Consider the following 16,075-nt stretch of genomic DNA (forward strand, 5'->3'; position numbering starts at 1 on the left):
ATGTTTTACACTAAAAATATATTTAAAATAGCCGCTCTGGTATTAATAGCCTGCTTTAGCTCATGCCGCAAAGATTTTCTCGAGGTGATGCCAAAGGGTGTTGCCATTGCCACCAAAACATCCGATTATGAACAGTTACTGAATAGCTTTAGTCTTAGTATGGTGAGCATTGCTTCCCAGGTGGTAATGTCTGATGAGCTGGGTGGTTATCAGCCTGTATATAACTCAGGATTTGGATTCGGAGCAATCAATTATCGGAAAGCATTTGAATATCAGGATGATATATATCTTCCTTCCGAAAATGAGTCGGAAATGAGTCTAGTAGGACAAATATATACCTATAATAAAGTGATCAATGAAGTGATGACTTCCCGGGAGGGTAATGAGCAGCAAAAAAAAGCACTTCGTGCAGAGGCACTGGCCGGGAGAGCCTGGGTACATTTTATGCTGGTTAATTATTACGGGAAGCCCTATAATGCGGCTACCGCAGCTTCAGATCCAGGTATTCCTCTGTTCACAGTGGCAGATGTCACGCAGACAGTCTTTACACGGCTATCTGTACAGGCTGCCTATGATCTGATCATAGCAGATCTGACAGAAGCTATCCCTAATCTCTCTGCCCGCATCTTCAGCCGACACCGTATGTCGCAGTCCGCAGGGGAGGCCATACTTGGGAAGGTATATATGAATATGCAGCAGTTTGATAAAGCACTCCCTTTATTTGCTTCGGCTATTTCGAAGTTATCCAATGCTGATATTCCGGTTCGCTTGTATGATTTTAATACTGTTTTTAACCCCGGAGGAGCCTTTTATCCTGTTAATCCAGTTTTCGGGCCCAATAGGCTTCAGATTGACACAGATGAAGAAGTGCTATATCTCAAGTATAATATAAATTTCTTTAATTATTACTATTCTGCCGCTCCTATCAATCCGCAGACAGCTGCATTGTATAGTCCGGCAGATCTTCGACTCACTTTTTTTACAAAATCGCCTTTCCCTCCCTCCGGAGCGACCTATCCGCTTAATATGATGCGCTGTTTTGGCAAATTAAATAATATGGGTATAAGTGTACCGGACATGATATTGCTAAAGGCAGAATGCGAGTCGCGCGCAGGAGATCTTCCTAATGCCGTTAATGATCTGGTTGCTTTCCGAAAGAAAAGAATGAAAAGTACAGTAACAGGTGCTGCCGATATCCCGGCAAATGTGACAGGGGACAAGGTGGCACTTACCAAATACATATTGGAAGAAAGGATCAGAGAATATGCCACATCCGGCGAACGCTGGTGGGATATGCGCCGCTTATCAGTGGATGAGACCTATAAATCTACTGTAGGTATGGTGCATAATGTATACGATGCTACAGGTAAGATTGTAGAATCCTTTCCACTAAAGCCAGAGAGACTGACTTTCCGTTATCCGCAATACATTATGAATGCGAACCAAGGTATGCCACAAAATCCATAATTCAGTTACAAATAATAAAATCATTTTAATGAACAAACTGATGAAAAGAATAATTATACTATTTGTGTTAAGTCTGTATACAGGCCTGGCATTTGCGCAACAAGCCGAAAGCAGAGTCGTTATTGAACTTACCGGCATAAAGCCGGATTCTGTCTGGGTAGCCGATTATGGAGATGTATTTTATGCTAAACCAGACAAATACAATAGGTATACACTTCATTTTAAGCACGATAAGCCCTTGAAAGTCAGGATAGGATTTGATTTTCCTGAAAAACGGAATACAACTTTATTTCTGGAACAAGGTGATAACTTGCAGATGACTTCTGATTTCGATAAAACAGCTACATTTAAAGGAAAGGGTTCCGCAAATGCAGAAGTGTTTTTTACTATTAAACGGGATTTAGAAGAAAGCTACTTAAAGATTGAAACAAATAAACTGACAGCAAGTGAGCTGTTTAATAAGTTGCTCGAATTGGGACAACATTCGATCGACATTCTGGAAAATAACAAACAAAAAGTAACTCCATCCTTTTACCAATACCAGTCTGTATCATTGCATTATGATAAACTTAGTTTAGCATTTATGCCTATGGCTCCTATTCCTTATCTGTATCAAGTGTGGTTTAATAAAAAAGCTTCAGAGTGTATCCCCGATCACTACTGGGATATCCAACAGCAGGTCAGACTGGATGAGAAGTTGTTAGATAACTCTGACTACGAAAGTTTTATTAAAGTAATTTATCCTATTTTTCTGAATTACAAATTTAGAGCCGGGCAAGGCTTACTGGACAGTACCCTTTCTACCGAGGCAAATACAAAGATTACGTTAGGTGAGATTGAAAAACTGTATAAGGGTAAACTCAGGAGTATGGCTGTGTCCTCTTCACTGATGCTTGCTATAGAAAGAGCAAAAGATGTAAATACAGTTAAACCTTTAATGGACTATTATATGGTAAAATATTGTAGTGTGGAAGATCAAAAGTCAGTAATGAAAATGTATGAAGATTACAATAAGCTGTCCCCGGGCAAAATGGCTCCTGACTTCATACTGAAAAACCTGGATGGTAAAGATATATCGCTCAGTGATTTCCGGGGCAGGGTATTGTACATTGATTTCTGGGCAAGCTGGTGCGGGCCCTGTAGAGGCGAAATGAAGAATGGTGCACCTAAGCTTCATGCAAAATTCAAGGATAACCCGGATGTAGTGTTTCTGTACATAAGTCTCGACAGTAGTACAGATGCATGGAAAAAAGCAATAGATGAAGATAAGATAGAAGGTATCCATCTACTCTCACAGGCTACATCAGGTTTAAATACGCCGGTAGCTAAGGCTTTTAATATTTCGGGGATTCCGCGCTATGTAATCATTGGCCGGGATGGCAGGATCATTGATAACGATGCACCAAGACCTAGCCAGGATATCACACAGGATAAGATCAATGAAGCTTTGGCTAAATAAATGCACTCAGCAAAATAAAAACAGATAAAAATGAAAAAAATAGCAACACTAATTTTCCTGTTCGTATACGTAAGTATAGTATGGGGTCAGGGAAAGAAAACCCGGATACGTATAGATGTGAATCATTTGAAAGTCGATTCTATGTGGATCTCACTGGAAGACGGGAAAACAGAGCCAAAAACATTAAAACCGGATGCAACTGGTCTGTTTGAGTTTTCGACATTTGTAGAGCGTGGTACAGATGGACGCATATCAATCGACAACCCTGTAAAAGGGTCAATACCGTTGTATCTGGAGCCGGGGGATGATCTGCTGATCAGAACAGATTTTAAAGATAATACCAGCTTTTCGGGAAAAGGAGAAGAAAATGCCGCAATATTGAAGGAGCTGATGGATCTTTATCTGACAAATTATAATAAACTGGATGCAACAAAGATGCCATTAAATGTTCTTTATGAGCAAAACGAGCAGATGAATAAGGCAAATCTGGATTTTCTGGATAATAACAAATCCAAAGTATCCAAAAACTTTTATGACCATCAGCGAACCAAATTCTATTACGAGGCGTTGGGAATGGACATAATAATGCCCTACTTACTGAGTCAGGGACTGAATAAAAAATTTAGTGAAGCATTGCCTCCTGGGTATATGGATCTTATGAAAAAAGTAAATTTGTCCGATGCCTTGTTAACCAATGATGCCTATAGCAGATTTGTAAGAGGGGCTTTGCCTGTTTTTTTGCGGTTTCGCCACCTGAATCAATTGGGAAGATTAGACAGTGCTTCTACTCTAACAGAAGCAGAAAAACGTAAAATAGAATACGAACAGGTAAAAGAACATCTGAGCGGTAAAACACGTGCTCTCGCTCTGTTCGGTATCGTAAACAATATATTGCTAACGGCTAAGGATGTAAATCAGTACAAATCCTATATACAACAGTTTGCTGCTGACGGGGGAAGTCAAGAACAGGTTGCCGAACTGCAAAGTGTATATGATCAGGCCTTGAAACTTACTGCAGGCGCTGAGCCTCCTCCATTTACACTGAATGATCTGAACGGAAAGCAGGTTTCTTTGAAAGATTTTGCCGGTAAGGTAATCTATATCGATTTCTGGGCGAGCTGGTGTTCCCCATGCAGATACGAAATGAAAAATGGCAGTCCTAAATTACACGCCAGATTTGCAGACAACAAAGATGTTATATTTTTATATGTCAGCATTGATGATAGCGAGGACAAATGGCGCCAGGCCATTAAAGAGGATCAGATAGAAGGTGTGCATTTGTTGTCAAAAGGAGGAATAAAAAGTGTAGTCGCGAAGGCTTTCAATATTTCAGGTATACCACGTTATGTAATCATTGGTCGCGATGGAAAAATCGTTGATAATGATGCTCCAAGACCTAGCGAGGACATTACGTATGACAAAATAATAGACGCACTGAAAAGCGAATAAGAAAAAAATAGGACTAGGGACTGGTCCCGTTTAATAAAGCGGGATCGGTTTTAAACACATTTATATAGTATAAATGCTGTGATGATGTATAAGCAAGGGACTGAAAAAATAATCAGTCCCTTATTTTATGGAGGATACATCCGGTTTTTTTGTATTTTTAGGCCGACCCGAAAAATTAAGACCTGATGAGAAGAAATCTATTCCTATATATTTGCATTACATTGTTAACGACCGTAGGTTGTTCTGTAAAAAAAACAAAAGAAAATACTGATACAACGACACAGGAATGGAAGTCCCTCTTCAATGGTAAAGATATCAATGACTGGAATGTTAAGATTCACCATCATGATTTTGGAGTCAATTATGGACATACTTTTAGAGTGGAGGACGGTACGATTCAGGTCCGTTACGATGAATATGGAGATTTCAATGAACAATATGGTCACCTCTATTATAAAACACCCTATTCCTATTACCATCTTAAACTTGAATACCGATTCGTAGGGGAGCTTCATTCCGGAGCGCCTGATTATACATTACGTAATAGTGGTGTGATGTTTCATTCACAGGATCCGGCGACTATGCCCAGGGAGCAGGACTGGCCGATCTCCGTAGAGATGCAGTTTCTGGGAGGGCTGGGAGATGGAAAACCGAGACCTACCGGTAATATGTGTTCACCCGGAACCCATGTAGTCTATAAAGGGAAGATAGCTGATTCGCATTGTCTCAATTCTACTTCTAAAACTTATGACGGAGATCAATGGGTGAGTGCAGAGCTGATTGTATTAGGGGATTCACTGATTACACATATTATTGAAGGTGATACCGTATTGCAATATTCCAAACCACAGATCGGAGGAGGAGTCGCCAATCGCTATGATCCCAGAATCAAAATTGACGGACAACTGTTGAAGAGTGGCTTTATCGCACTTCAAAGTGAAGGACAGCCGGTAGATTTCAGAAATATCCGTATAAAGGATCTTTCTTCTCAGTACAGGCATTAGCAGGATATTACACATGTATAAAGGTTTGCTACGGCATTATATAGGCTGTATTCATTGTTCAGAAGCGGATTCTTTAATTTTATAGCTCATGTTATCAGAGTGTTAAGTTCAGGTAAAGAAAAACTTCTCCATTACATTTGGAAGTAATGAGTATAAAGTTCTACCTTTGCACCACTCCGCAAGGGAGGGACGGTTGTTCTGAAAGGGATGACTACTGAAAAAAGGGGTTTAGAATATACGGGAGCGCAGATTTTTTGCAAAAAAGATTTGTGTGTTTCGAAAAAGATTCCTACCTTTGCATTCCCTTCAGAGGGATAAGCCTACCGGCCGGAAAGAAGAGCTTTAGTGCTTAAGATGAAGACTGGGGTCCGATACCGCAAGGGGATCGGGGAGGTTAAAAAGGGAGAGAAAAAAAGGCCAGAAAATATTTTCACAAATATTTTGGAGTTTTAAAAAAGATTTCTACCTTTGCAGTCCCTTCAGAAACGAAGGAAAAAAAACAAGATCAAAAGGGGCGCAATGCCTTGTTGAAATAGAAGCTGAAACGAGAGTGGAAGCGCGAAGTTCTTTAAAGAAATAATCATGTAGCGTAACGAGTAGTTGATAAGTCAACGAAAGTTAACAAACAATCAACCAAGTCAATTCAGGTTAGAAATAAACAAAGACAATTCTAATTATTTTTATTGATAAATAGTTAGGTGTCGAACAATTCATTATTACAATGGAGAGTTTGATCCTGGCTCAGGATGAACGCTAGCGGCAGGCCTAATACATGCAAGTCGAACGAGATTATCCAGCTTGCTGGATATGAAAGTGGCGCACGGGTGCGTAACGCGTGAGCAACCTACCTCTGTCAGGGGGATAGCCCGGCGAAAGTCGGATTAACACCGCATGACATTATTGATGTGGCATCACATTATAATCAAATATTTATAGGACAGAGATGGGCTCGCGTGACATTAGCTAGTTGGAGAGGTAACGGCTCACCAAGGCAACGATGTCTAGGGGCTCTGAGAGGAGAATCCCCCACACTGGTACTGAGACACGGACCAGACTCCTACGGGAGGCAGCAGTAAGGAATATTGGTCAATGGAGGGAACTCTGAACCAGCCATGCCGCGTGCAGGATGACTGCCCTATGGGTTGTAAACTGCTTTTGTCGGGGAATAAACCTACGTTTGAGAACGTAGCTGAATGTACCCGAAGAATAAGGATCGGCTAACTCCGTGCCAGCAGCCGCGGTAATACGGAGGATCCAAGCGTTATCCGGATTTATTGGGTTTAAAGGGTGCGTAGGCGGTTCTTTAAGTCAGAGGTGAAAGACGGCAGCTTAACTGTCGCAGTGCCTTTGATACTGAAGAACTTGAATGCGGTTGAGGAATGCGGAATGAGACAAGTAGCGGTGAAATGCATAGATATGTCTCAGAACCCCGATTGCGAAGGCAGCATTCCAAGCCGTTATTGACGCTGATGCACGAAAGCGTGGGGATCGAACAGGATTAGATACCCTGGTAGTCCACGCCCTAAACGATGATAACTCGATGTTGGCGATAGACAGTCAGCGTCCCAGCGAAAGCGTTAAGTTATCCACCTGGGGAGTACGCCCGCAAGGGTGAAACTCAAAGGAATTGACGGGGGCCCGCACAAGCGGAGGAGCATGTGGTTTAATTCGATGATACGCGAGGAACCTTACCCGGGCTTGAAAGTTAGTGAATGATCCAGAGACGGATCAGTCCTTCGGGACACGAAACTAGGTGCTGCATGGCTGTCGTCAGCTCGTGCCGTGAGGTGTTGGGTTAAGTCCCGCAACGAGCGCAACCCCTATGTTTAGTTGCCAGCATGTAATGATGGGGACTCTAAACAGACTGCCTGCGCAAGCAGAGAGGAAGGTGGGGACGACGTCAAGTCATCATGGCCCTTACGTCCGGGGCTACACACGTGCTACAATGGTCGGTACAGCGGGCAGCTACACAGTAATGTGATGCCAATCTCTGAAAGCCGATCACAGTTCGGATTGAGGTCTGCAACTCGACCTCATGAAGTTGGATTCGCTAGTAATCGCGTATCAGCAATGACGCGGTGAATACGTTCCCGGGCCTTGTACACACCGCCCGTCAAGCCATGAAAGTTGGGGGTGCCTAAAGCATGTAACCGCAAGGAGCGTGTTAGGGCAAAACCGATAATTGGGGCTAAGTCGTAACAAGGTAGCCGTACCGGAAGGTGCGGCTGGAATACCTCCTTTCTAGAGTACTTGAATTGGTGCTCGTTACGTATACACATGATTAAAAAAAGACATTAAGAAGAAAGTACCCATCCCAATAAAAGGAATGGAGTTACCGAGAGAGATTAAGAAAAAGCTAGTCCCGTAGCTCAGTTGGTTAGAGCACTACACTGATAATGTAGGGGTCAGCAGTTCAAATCTGCTCGGGACTACCACACAAGCCGGGGAATTAGCTCAGCTGGCTAGAGCATCTGCCTTGCACGCAGAGGGTCAACGGTTCGACTCCGTTATTCTCCACCATAGAAAAGTGTTATCGCAGGATAACACGATAAATTTCTTAACGAGTTCTTTGACATATTGAAAGAAAAAAATTACAAGAGAAGACAACAGTAGAGACGTTTTCCATTAATTTGGAAGACACAATACAAGCATCACCATAGTAGCAAAAGGGCTATGGTTGAGAAGAAAGTAAATAAGGGCACACGGGGGATGCCTAGGCTCTCAGAGGCGAAGAAGGACGTGATAAGCTGCGATAAGCATCGGGGATTGGCAAATGCGAATTGATCCGATGATTTCCGAATGGGGCAACCTAACATACTGAAGGTATGTTGTATAATACGCGAACGCGCTGAACTGAAACATCTAAGTAGGCGTAGGAGAAGAAAATAATAATGATTTCCCAAGTAGTGGCGAGCGAACGGGAAAGAGCCCAAACCATATATGTTACGGCATTTATGGGGTTGTAGGACCACGAGATTGTATTGACCGTATGAAGTAGAAGCAGATGGGAAGCTGCACGATAAGGGTGATAGTCCCGTATACGTAAAGAGGGTCAGCATAGTGGTATCCTGAGTACCGCGGGGTCGGAGACGCCCTGTGGGAATCCGGCGGCACCATCCGCCAAGGCTAAATACTCCTGAGAGACCGATAGTGAACCAGTACCGTGAGGGAAAGGTGAAAAGAACCCCGAACAGGGGAGTGAAAAGAACCTGAAACCGTGTGCTTACAAGCGGTTGGAGCAGAGAGATTCTGTGACAGCGTGCCTTTTGCATAATGAGCCTACGAGTTACTCTTGTCTGGCAAGGTTAAGTGGTTCAGCCACGTATCCGAAGCGAAAGCGAGTCTTAATAGGGCGCATAGTCAGATGAGGTAGACGCGAAACCTTGTGATCTACCCTTGGGCAGGTTGAAGTTGCAGTAACATGTAATGGAGGACCGAACCGATAAACGTTGAAAAGTTTCCGGATGACCTGAGGGTAGGGGTGAAAGGCTAATCAAACTGGGAAATAGCTCGTACTCCCCGAAATGTTTTTAGGAACAGCGTGAGAGTTTAGTTTGATAGAGGTAGAGCTACCGATTGGGTGCGGGGGAGTCAAATCCTACCAAATCCAGACGAACTCCGAATGCTATCAAATATATCTTGCAGTGAGGCTTTGGGTGCTAAGGTCCAAGGCCGAGAGGGAAAGAACCCAGACCATCAGCTAAGGTCCCCAAATATACACTAAGTTGAACTAACGAGGTCCGGTTGCCCAGACAGCTAGGATGTTGGCTTGGAAGCAGCCATTCATTTAAAGAGTGCGTAACAGCTCACTAGTCGAGCGGCCGGGCGTGGATAATAAACGGGCATCAAGTGTATTACCGAAGCTATGGATTATATACATGAGTATATACTGGTAGGGGAGCATTCTATAGGGGGTGAATCGTCATGGTAATGTGGCGTGGACTTTATAGAAAAGCAAATGTAGGCATAAGTAACGATAAGGCAGGTGGGAAACCTGCCCACCGAAAGACTAAGGTTTCCTGATCAACGCTAATCGGATCAGGGTTAGTCGGGGCCTAAGGTACACCCGAACGGGGACAACCGATGGACAACTGGTTAATATTCCAGTACTTTTTATAACTGCGATGTGGTGACGGAGTAGTGACACTGCCGCGAACTGACGGAATAGTTCGTTAAAAGGCGTAGGTATTAGAGATGTAGGCAAATCCGCATTTCTAGCTGAACCCCAATAGTACAGCAAAGCTTCGGTGGCGCTGATAGAGCAGGTAAGCAGACTTCCAAGAAAACCCGCTAAGCTTCAGGTTATAAAAACCCGTACCGTAAACCGACACAGGTAGTCGAGGAGAGAATCCTAAGGTGCTCGAGTGAATCATGGCTAAGGAACTCGGCAAAATGGCCCTGTAACTTCGGGAGAAGGGGCGCTTCCTCACGAGAGTGAGAAGCCGCAGTGAAAAGGCCCAGGCGACTGTTTAACAAAAACATATGGCTTTGCAAAATCGAAAGATGAGGTATAAGGCCTGACACCTGCCCGGTGCTGGAAGGTTAAGAGGGGATGTCATCGCAAGAGAAGCATTGAATCGAAGCCCCAGTAAACGGCGGCCGTAACTATAACGGTCCTAAGGTAGCGAAATTCCTTGTCGGGTAAGTTCCGACCTGCACGAATGGTGTAACGATCTGGGCGCTGTCTCAGCCATGAGCTCGGTGAAATTGTGGTATCGGTGAAGACGCCGGTTACCCGCAACGGGACGGAAAGACCCCATGCACCTTCACTATAGCTTAACATTGGAATTGGGTACAGGATGTGTAGGATAGGCGGGAGATGTTGAAGCGGCTTCGCCAGGAGTCGTGGAATCAACCTTGAAATACCGCCCTTTCTGTATTCGGTTTCTAACTCGATTATGTCGAGGACATTGTTTGGTGGGTAGTTTGACTGGGGTGGTCGCCTCCAAAAAGGTAACGGAGGCTTTCAAAGGTAAGCTCAGTACGCTTGGTAACCGTACGTGGAGTGCAATGGCATAAGCTTGCTTGACTGTGAGACCGACAAGTCGAACAGGGTCGAAAGACGGACATAGTGATCCGGTGGTTCTGTATGGAAGGGCCATCGCTCAAAGGATAAAAGGTACGCTGGGGATAACAGGCTGATCTCCCCCAAGAGCTCATATCGACGGGGAGGTTTGGCACCTCGATGTCGGCTCGTCACATCCTGGGGCTGGAGAAGGTCCCAAGGGTTGGGCTGTTCGCCCATTAAAGTGGCACGCGAGCTGGGTTCAGAACGTCGCGAGACAGTTCGGTCCCTATCTGTTGTGGGCGTTGGAAGTTTGAGTGGATCTGATCTTAGTACGAGAGGACCGGATTGGACAGACCGCTGGTGAACCTGTTATGCCGCCAGGTGTACGGCAGGGTAGCTACGTCTGGAATAGATAAGCGCTGAAAGCATCTAAGTGCGAAACTAGCCACGAGATGAGACTTCCTTATAGGGTCGTAGAAGATGACTACGTTGATAGGTTGTAGGTGTAAAGGTAGAAATACCATAGCCGAGCAATACTAATAGCCCGAAGCTTTCTCAAGCAGATAACACTGTTGTCTTCCTCTTTAATTATTTCTTTCAATATAATGTCATTGATGTTGTGCTGACTACATACAACTGGTTAGTTTATAATATCAAAAAAGTATTCAGGTGCCTATATCGGCGGTGTCTACCTCTTCCCATTCCGAACAGAGCAGTCAAGCCCGCCAGAGCCGATGGTATTGCCGTAACAGGTGGGAGAGTAGGTCGGTGCCTTTTTTTAAACGAAAGCCCTTTCTGGAGACAGATAAGGGCTTTTTTGTTTTCAGTCCAGGGGATAACCGAACCAAACCGAAACCGAAAGCTAAAGCTAAACCAAATCCGGATATTGCAGACTTCATTATACAAAGTATCAGGCACAAGCATCGCTACGCTAAAGCTTGCTCCATACAAATGACAACGGTTAACCGAACTATTCTTCTCACCTTTTCAAGGAGAGACCCCGATGTATGGAGAGAGAGATTAAGGACCGATATTCCAAGTGTACAGTTCTGTTACCTTTTAACTGCTTTACTTCTATGCTGTTGGTGAGGACAGCAACAGACGCAGAAGGAGCGTTTGACGGTGTCCACACCGGTAATACTACAAAGGCACAAGCAGCGCTATGCTAATGCTTGCGCCATACAAACTACAACTGTTAACCGAACTGTTCTTCTCGCCTTTTCAAGAAGAGATCCGATGTATGGAGAGAGAGGTTAAGGACCGATATTACAAGTGTATCCTTTTATTACCTTTTAGCTTAACACTCCTTCTGAGTTATGGAATATAATGTAAAGTAAAACATAGAATAGAAATTAATGCAAACGATTGTGCTAATTAGTCAAACGATTGCATTCATTTTTTTGTTTTTAATTCATTTTCCGTCACGTATAATTGTATTGTCATTAAGCAAATGACACACGAAGAACCATTATAAACATAACCTTCCATGTTTTCGGAAATTCGTTCATAATTTGACTGTTTAGTTTGTTTTAAAATAGGTGATTTTAAAGGGATTCTTCGGGATCCCTTTATTTTTTCAGTAATTTGGGAGCATATTACTGTTATCTCCATAAATAATTCTGTATTTTGTAGTAATGAAATTATCTGCCGGAATTCAACTGATCTTTTTAATAGCAAGCCCGCTTGTTTACTCCTGTACAGGTAAGTCCAAACCTGTAGACAAGCTTTCCTTTGAAAATAATGCTCCACATTGTATTGTTGGTATTCCTTCCAGATTTTCAGCTGTAAGTGATACGGCTGCTGAGATAATTAGTATTATGGGAGCAGACAACGCAAAAATGGTTAAAATAGAAGGAGGAAGCTATGACATGGGATCCGCTGATTTTGAAGATGCAAAGCCAGTCCATAAGGTAAATGTTAAATCTTTCTGGATGGATGAGCATGAAGTCACCAATGCTCAGTTTGCCAAATTTGTAAAAGCTACCGGATACCTAACCGTGGCCGAACGACCGCTGGATGCCCGTGATTTTCCCGGCGTAGATCCTGAGATGCTGAAACCGGGTTCTGCGGTATTCCATGCGCCTAAAGAAATCCGTGGATTGAATGATCCTTTGCAATGGTGGTCTTATGTCGTAGGGGCGAATTGGAAGCATCCGGAGGGACCTGAAAGTAATATTAAGGGAAAGGAGAACTATCCTGTGGTACATATCGCTTATCAGGACGCTGAAGCTTATGCTAAATGGGCCGGCAAACGTCTTCCCACAGAAGCAGAATGGGAGTACGCTGCAAAAACAGCCAATTATAATAATGAGAAATATTATTGGGGTACCGAAAAAACGGAGAATGGGAAATGGGCTGCAAATATCTATCAGGGAGAATTTCCGCTAAAGGATACCGGTGAAGACGGATATGTAGGCGTTGCTCCTGTAAAATCATATCCGGCTAATACTTCAGGGCTGTATGATATGGAGGGAAATGTCTGGGAATGGTGCTCTGATTTTTATCGTCCGGATTATTATAAGAACAGTGCAGAGAGTAATCCGACCGGCCCCAGGGATTCCTATGATCCTCAGGAACCGGGAGCTGTAAAACGTGTACAACGTGGCGGTTCTTTTTTATGTAACGATATGTATTGTGAGCGGTATAAAGCAGGCAGCAGAGGTAAGGGAGAGGTCAATAGTCCTACTAATAATGTAGGATTCAGACTAGTAAAAGATATACAGTAGTTTTCAAGAAGTTAAAGCATAAAAAAACAGGGTAGCTCATGCAAGCTACCCTGTTTTGTATATATACCTGTTCTTATTTGCTTAAGAACATTGATTTTTTAGCATAAAGTTCTCTGAAGTATGCATCATTCAGGTCTTTTATGAAACGGATTGCTTCACCTGTAGATTTCATCTCAGGACCTAATTGCTTATCTACCTCAGGGAATTTAGAGAAAGAGAATACCGGCTCTTTAATTGCATATCCTTCCAGTTTGCGTGTGATGGTAAAGTCTTTTAATTTGTTTACACCAAGCATAACTTTTGTTGCAATATTGATATACGGTACATCGTAAGCTTTTGCGATAAACGGTACTGTACGTGATGCACGCGGGTTTGCTTCGATGACAAATACATTTTCGTCTTTTACAGCAAACTGTATGTTTAATAAACCTTTTACATTCAATGCTTTTGCTAATTTCTTAGAGTATTCTTCCATTTTATCCTGTACATTCTGGGATAAACTGAATGGAGGCAATACTGCAGAAGAGTCTCCTGAGTGAATTCCGGCAGGTTCGATATGTTCCATCATACCGATAATGTGCACCTCTTCTCCGTCACAGATTGAATCTGATTCTGCTTCTTCTGCACGATCCAGGAAGTGGTCAATCAATACACGGTTTCCAGGTAAGTTTTTCAGCAGATTAACGACTGCTTTTTCAAGATCTTCATCATTGATAACGATGCTCATTCCTTGTCCTCCCAATACATAAGACGGACGTACCAGTACAGGATAACCTACCTGATTTGCTACGACAATAGCTTCTTCTGCTGATTCAGCAACTCCGTATTTCGGGTAAGGAATATCCAATGATTTTAACAGGTCTGAGAAACGGCCACGATCTTCTGCAAGATCCATATCCTGGAATGAAGTTCCGATAATCTTAACACCGATAGCTTCTAATTTTTCTGCCATTTTCAATGCCGTCTGACCACCTAACTGTACGATTACCCCTTCAGGTTTTTCCAATTCAATGATTTCACGCACGTGTTCCCAGAAAACAGGCTCGAAATATAATTTATCAGCCATATTGAAGTCTGTAGAAACTGTTTCAGGGTTACAGTTAACCATGATTGCTTCATAACCAGATTCTTTAGCTGCTAATAATCCATGTACACAAGAGTAATCAAATTCTATACCCTGACCGATACGGTTAGGACCTGAACCTAATACAACAATTTTTTTCTTATCTGAAATAATGGATTCGTTCTCTTCTTCGAAAGTAGAGTAGTAGTATGGAGTCTGTGCCGGAAATTCTGCAGCACAGGTATCTACCATTTTATATACCCTGTTAATGCCTAATTCTTTACGACGCGCATATACTTCATCTTCTGTAACATTTCCTAATAACCAGGAGATCTGAATATCAGAATACCCTTTTTGTTTCAGGGTCATGAAGAAATCTTTAGGGATATTATTTAACTGGTAGCGGCGAAGTTCACCTTCCAGTTGTACTAACTCCTGAATCTGAACAAGGAACCATTTGTCAATCAAGGTTGCTTTGCGGATAGATTCTAAAGGCACACCTAATTCGAATGCATCTTTGATATGGAACAACCGGTCTGCGCTCGGATGTTCCAGACTGTCCATAATCTCTTCGAGATTGCGGCTTTGTCTGCCATCTGCACCAAGTCCTGCTCGGTTTGTTTCAAGGGACTGCGCTGCTTTTTGAAGAGCTTCGATAAAGGTACGGCCTATCGCCATTACTTCACCTACTGCTTTCATTTGCAGACCAAGTTCTTTATTTGCTCCTTTGAATTTATCAAAGTTGAAACGAGGTACTTTAACGATTACATAATCTAATGTAGGTTCAAAGTACGCTGAAGTTGTTTGTGTAATTTGATTTTGTAACTCATCCAGGTTATACCCGATCGCTAGTTTAGCAGCAATCTTTGCAATAGGATATCCTGTAGCTTTAGAAGCCAGAGCAGAAGAGCGGGATACACGTGGATTGATTTCAATCGCTATGATTTCTTCGTTTTCAGGATTTACAGAGAACTGTACGTTACATCCTCCTGCGAAGTTACCGATGGAGCGCATCATTTTGATCGCCTGATTACGCATATCCTGATAACAACGGTCACTAAGTGTCATAGCCGGAGCTACCGTGATAGAGTCTCCTGTGTGAATACCCATCGGATCAAAGTTTTCGATTGTACAGATAATGATTACATTATCGTTCGCATCACGAAGTAACTCTAATTCGAATTCTTTCCATCCTAATACGGCTTGTTCTACCAATACTTCGTGTGTAGGAGAAGCATGAAGACCTCTGTTAAGGGCAGCATCAAAATCTTCTTTTTTGTGAACAAATCCACCTCCGGTACCGGCAAGTGTGTAAGAAGGTCTGATAACCAGCGGGTAGCCAATTTCTTGTGCTGCTTCTTTTCCTTCTAAGAATGAGTTTGCAATTTTGGATGTGGCAACACCTACACCGATATCAACCATCAACTGACGGAAAGCTTCACGATTTTCAGTTTTTTCAATTGCTGCAACATCGACACCGATGACTTTGATATCGTACTTTTCCCAGATACCGCGCTCGGAAGCTTCGATACATAGGTTTAATGCTGTCTGTCCGCCCATTGTCGGCAATACAGCGTCGATGTTGTGTTTCTGAAGGACTTCTTCGATGCTTTCGCAGGTCAAAGGAAGCAAGTACACATTGTCTGCTACGACTTTGTCTGTCATGATTGTAGCAGGATTGGAGTTAATAATGGAGACTTCAATACCTTCTTCTTTCAAAGATAAAGCAGCTTGAGATCCTGAGTAGTCAAACTCACAAGCCTGACCGATAACGATAGGACCTGATCCAATAATTAAAACCGATTTGATGGAAGTGTTTCTTGGCATTTTTGTAGTTCAAAAAAATTATTTTCTAAAACGATCTTGAGCAAAACAATCAAAATGCTATCTGAAGAGAGG

At 42.9% G+C, this 16,075-nt stretch carries 6 protein-coding genes, 2 tRNA genes and 3 rRNA genes; 10 read left to right on the forward strand and 1 reads right to left on the reverse strand.

The features are described 5' to 3' along the window. The 10 genes from I6J03_RS11315 to I6J03_RS11360 all read left to right on the forward strand — a co-directional run bounded on the left by I6J03_RS11315 (position 1) and on the right by I6J03_RS11360 (position 13,113). Complete coding sequence (locus tag I6J03_RS11315) at positions 1–1,467, forward strand: RagB/SusD family nutrient uptake outer membrane protein (RefSeq protein ID WP_003012240.1); 1,467 nt, start codon at positions 1–3, stop codon at positions 1,465–1,467. 40 nt (positions 1,468–1,507) lie between these two features. Next, a complete protein-coding gene (locus I6J03_RS11320) occupies positions 1,508–2,926 on the forward strand; it encodes a TlpA family protein disulfide reductase (protein WP_039990568.1) in 1,419 nt (472 codons plus the stop codon). Between the two features lie 30 nt (positions 2,927–2,956). Next, positions 2,957–4,375, forward strand: a complete 1,419-nt coding sequence (locus I6J03_RS11325; RefSeq protein ID WP_003012246.1) for a TlpA family protein disulfide reductase — start codon at positions 2,957–2,959, stop codon at positions 4,373–4,375. Between the two features lie 185 nt (positions 4,376–4,560). Continuing rightward, entirely contained in the window at positions 4,561–5,379 is an 819-nt protein-coding gene (locus tag I6J03_RS11330) for a 3-keto-disaccharide hydrolase (protein ID WP_003012250.1), read from the forward strand. A gap of 718 nt (positions 5,380–6,097) precedes the next feature. After that, a 16S ribosomal RNA gene (locus I6J03_RS11335) occupies positions 6,098–7,620 on the forward strand. A gap of 117 nt (positions 7,621–7,737) precedes the next feature. Next, positions 7,738–7,814: transfer RNA gene (locus tag I6J03_RS11340), tRNA-Ile, on the forward strand. Between the two features lie 8 nt (positions 7,815–7,822). After that, positions 7,823–7,899, forward strand: a tRNA-Ala gene (locus I6J03_RS11345). A gap of 162 nt (positions 7,900–8,061) precedes the next feature. Next, a 23S ribosomal RNA gene (locus I6J03_RS11350) occupies positions 8,062–10,946 on the forward strand. A 106-nt stretch (positions 10,947–11,052) separates the two neighbouring features. Continuing rightward, positions 11,053–11,164, forward strand: a 5S ribosomal RNA gene (gene rrf / locus I6J03_RS11355). Together the 16S, 23S and 5S rRNA genes with 2 tRNA genes alongside form the textbook arrangement of a ribosomal RNA operon. An 857-nt stretch (positions 11,165–12,021) precedes the next feature. Continuing rightward, positions 12,022–13,113, forward strand: a complete 1,092-nt coding sequence (locus tag I6J03_RS11360) for a formylglycine-generating enzyme family protein (protein ID WP_003011519.1) — start codon at positions 12,022–12,024, stop codon at positions 13,111–13,113. Between the two features lie 73 nt (positions 13,114–13,186). Here the strand turns inward: I6J03_RS11360 and carB are convergent, their stop codons facing one another. Further along, the gene (carB, locus tag I6J03_RS11365) at positions 13,187–16,003 is read right to left on the reverse strand and encodes a carbamoyl-phosphate synthase large subunit (protein ID WP_003011518.1); all 2,817 of its coding nucleotides are present in this window, start codon (positions 16,001–16,003) and stop codon (positions 13,187–13,189) included. Between the last annotated feature and the right edge of the window lie 72 nt (positions 16,004–16,075).

The sequence above is a fragment of the Sphingobacterium spiritivorum genome (assembly GCF_016724845.1).
Lineage (GTDB): Bacteria > Bacteroidota > Bacteroidia > Sphingobacteriales > Sphingobacteriaceae > Sphingobacterium > Sphingobacterium spiritivorum_A.

Coding starts and splice junctions, on each gene's coding strand:
- I6J03_RS11360 (WP_003011519.1), top strand. CDS start 12,022: ATGAAATTATCTGCCGGAATTCAACTGATCTTTTTAATAGCAAGCCCG.
- I6J03_RS11330 (WP_003012250.1), top strand. CDS start 4,561: ATGAGAAGAAATCTATTCCTATATATTTGCATTACATTGTTAACGACC.
- I6J03_RS11320 (WP_039990568.1), top strand. CDS start 1,508: ATGAAAAGAATAATTATACTATTTGTGTTAAGTCTGTATACAGGCCTG.
- I6J03_RS11315 (WP_003012240.1), top strand. CDS start 1: ATGTTTTACACTAAAAATATATTTAAAATAGCCGCTCTGGTATTAATA.
- I6J03_RS11325 (WP_003012246.1), top strand. CDS start 2,957: ATGAAAAAAATAGCAACACTAATTTTCCTGTTCGTATACGTAAGTATA.
- carB (WP_003011518.1), bottom strand. CDS start 16,003: ATGCCAAGAAACACTTCCATCAAATCGGTTTTAATTATTGGATCAGGT.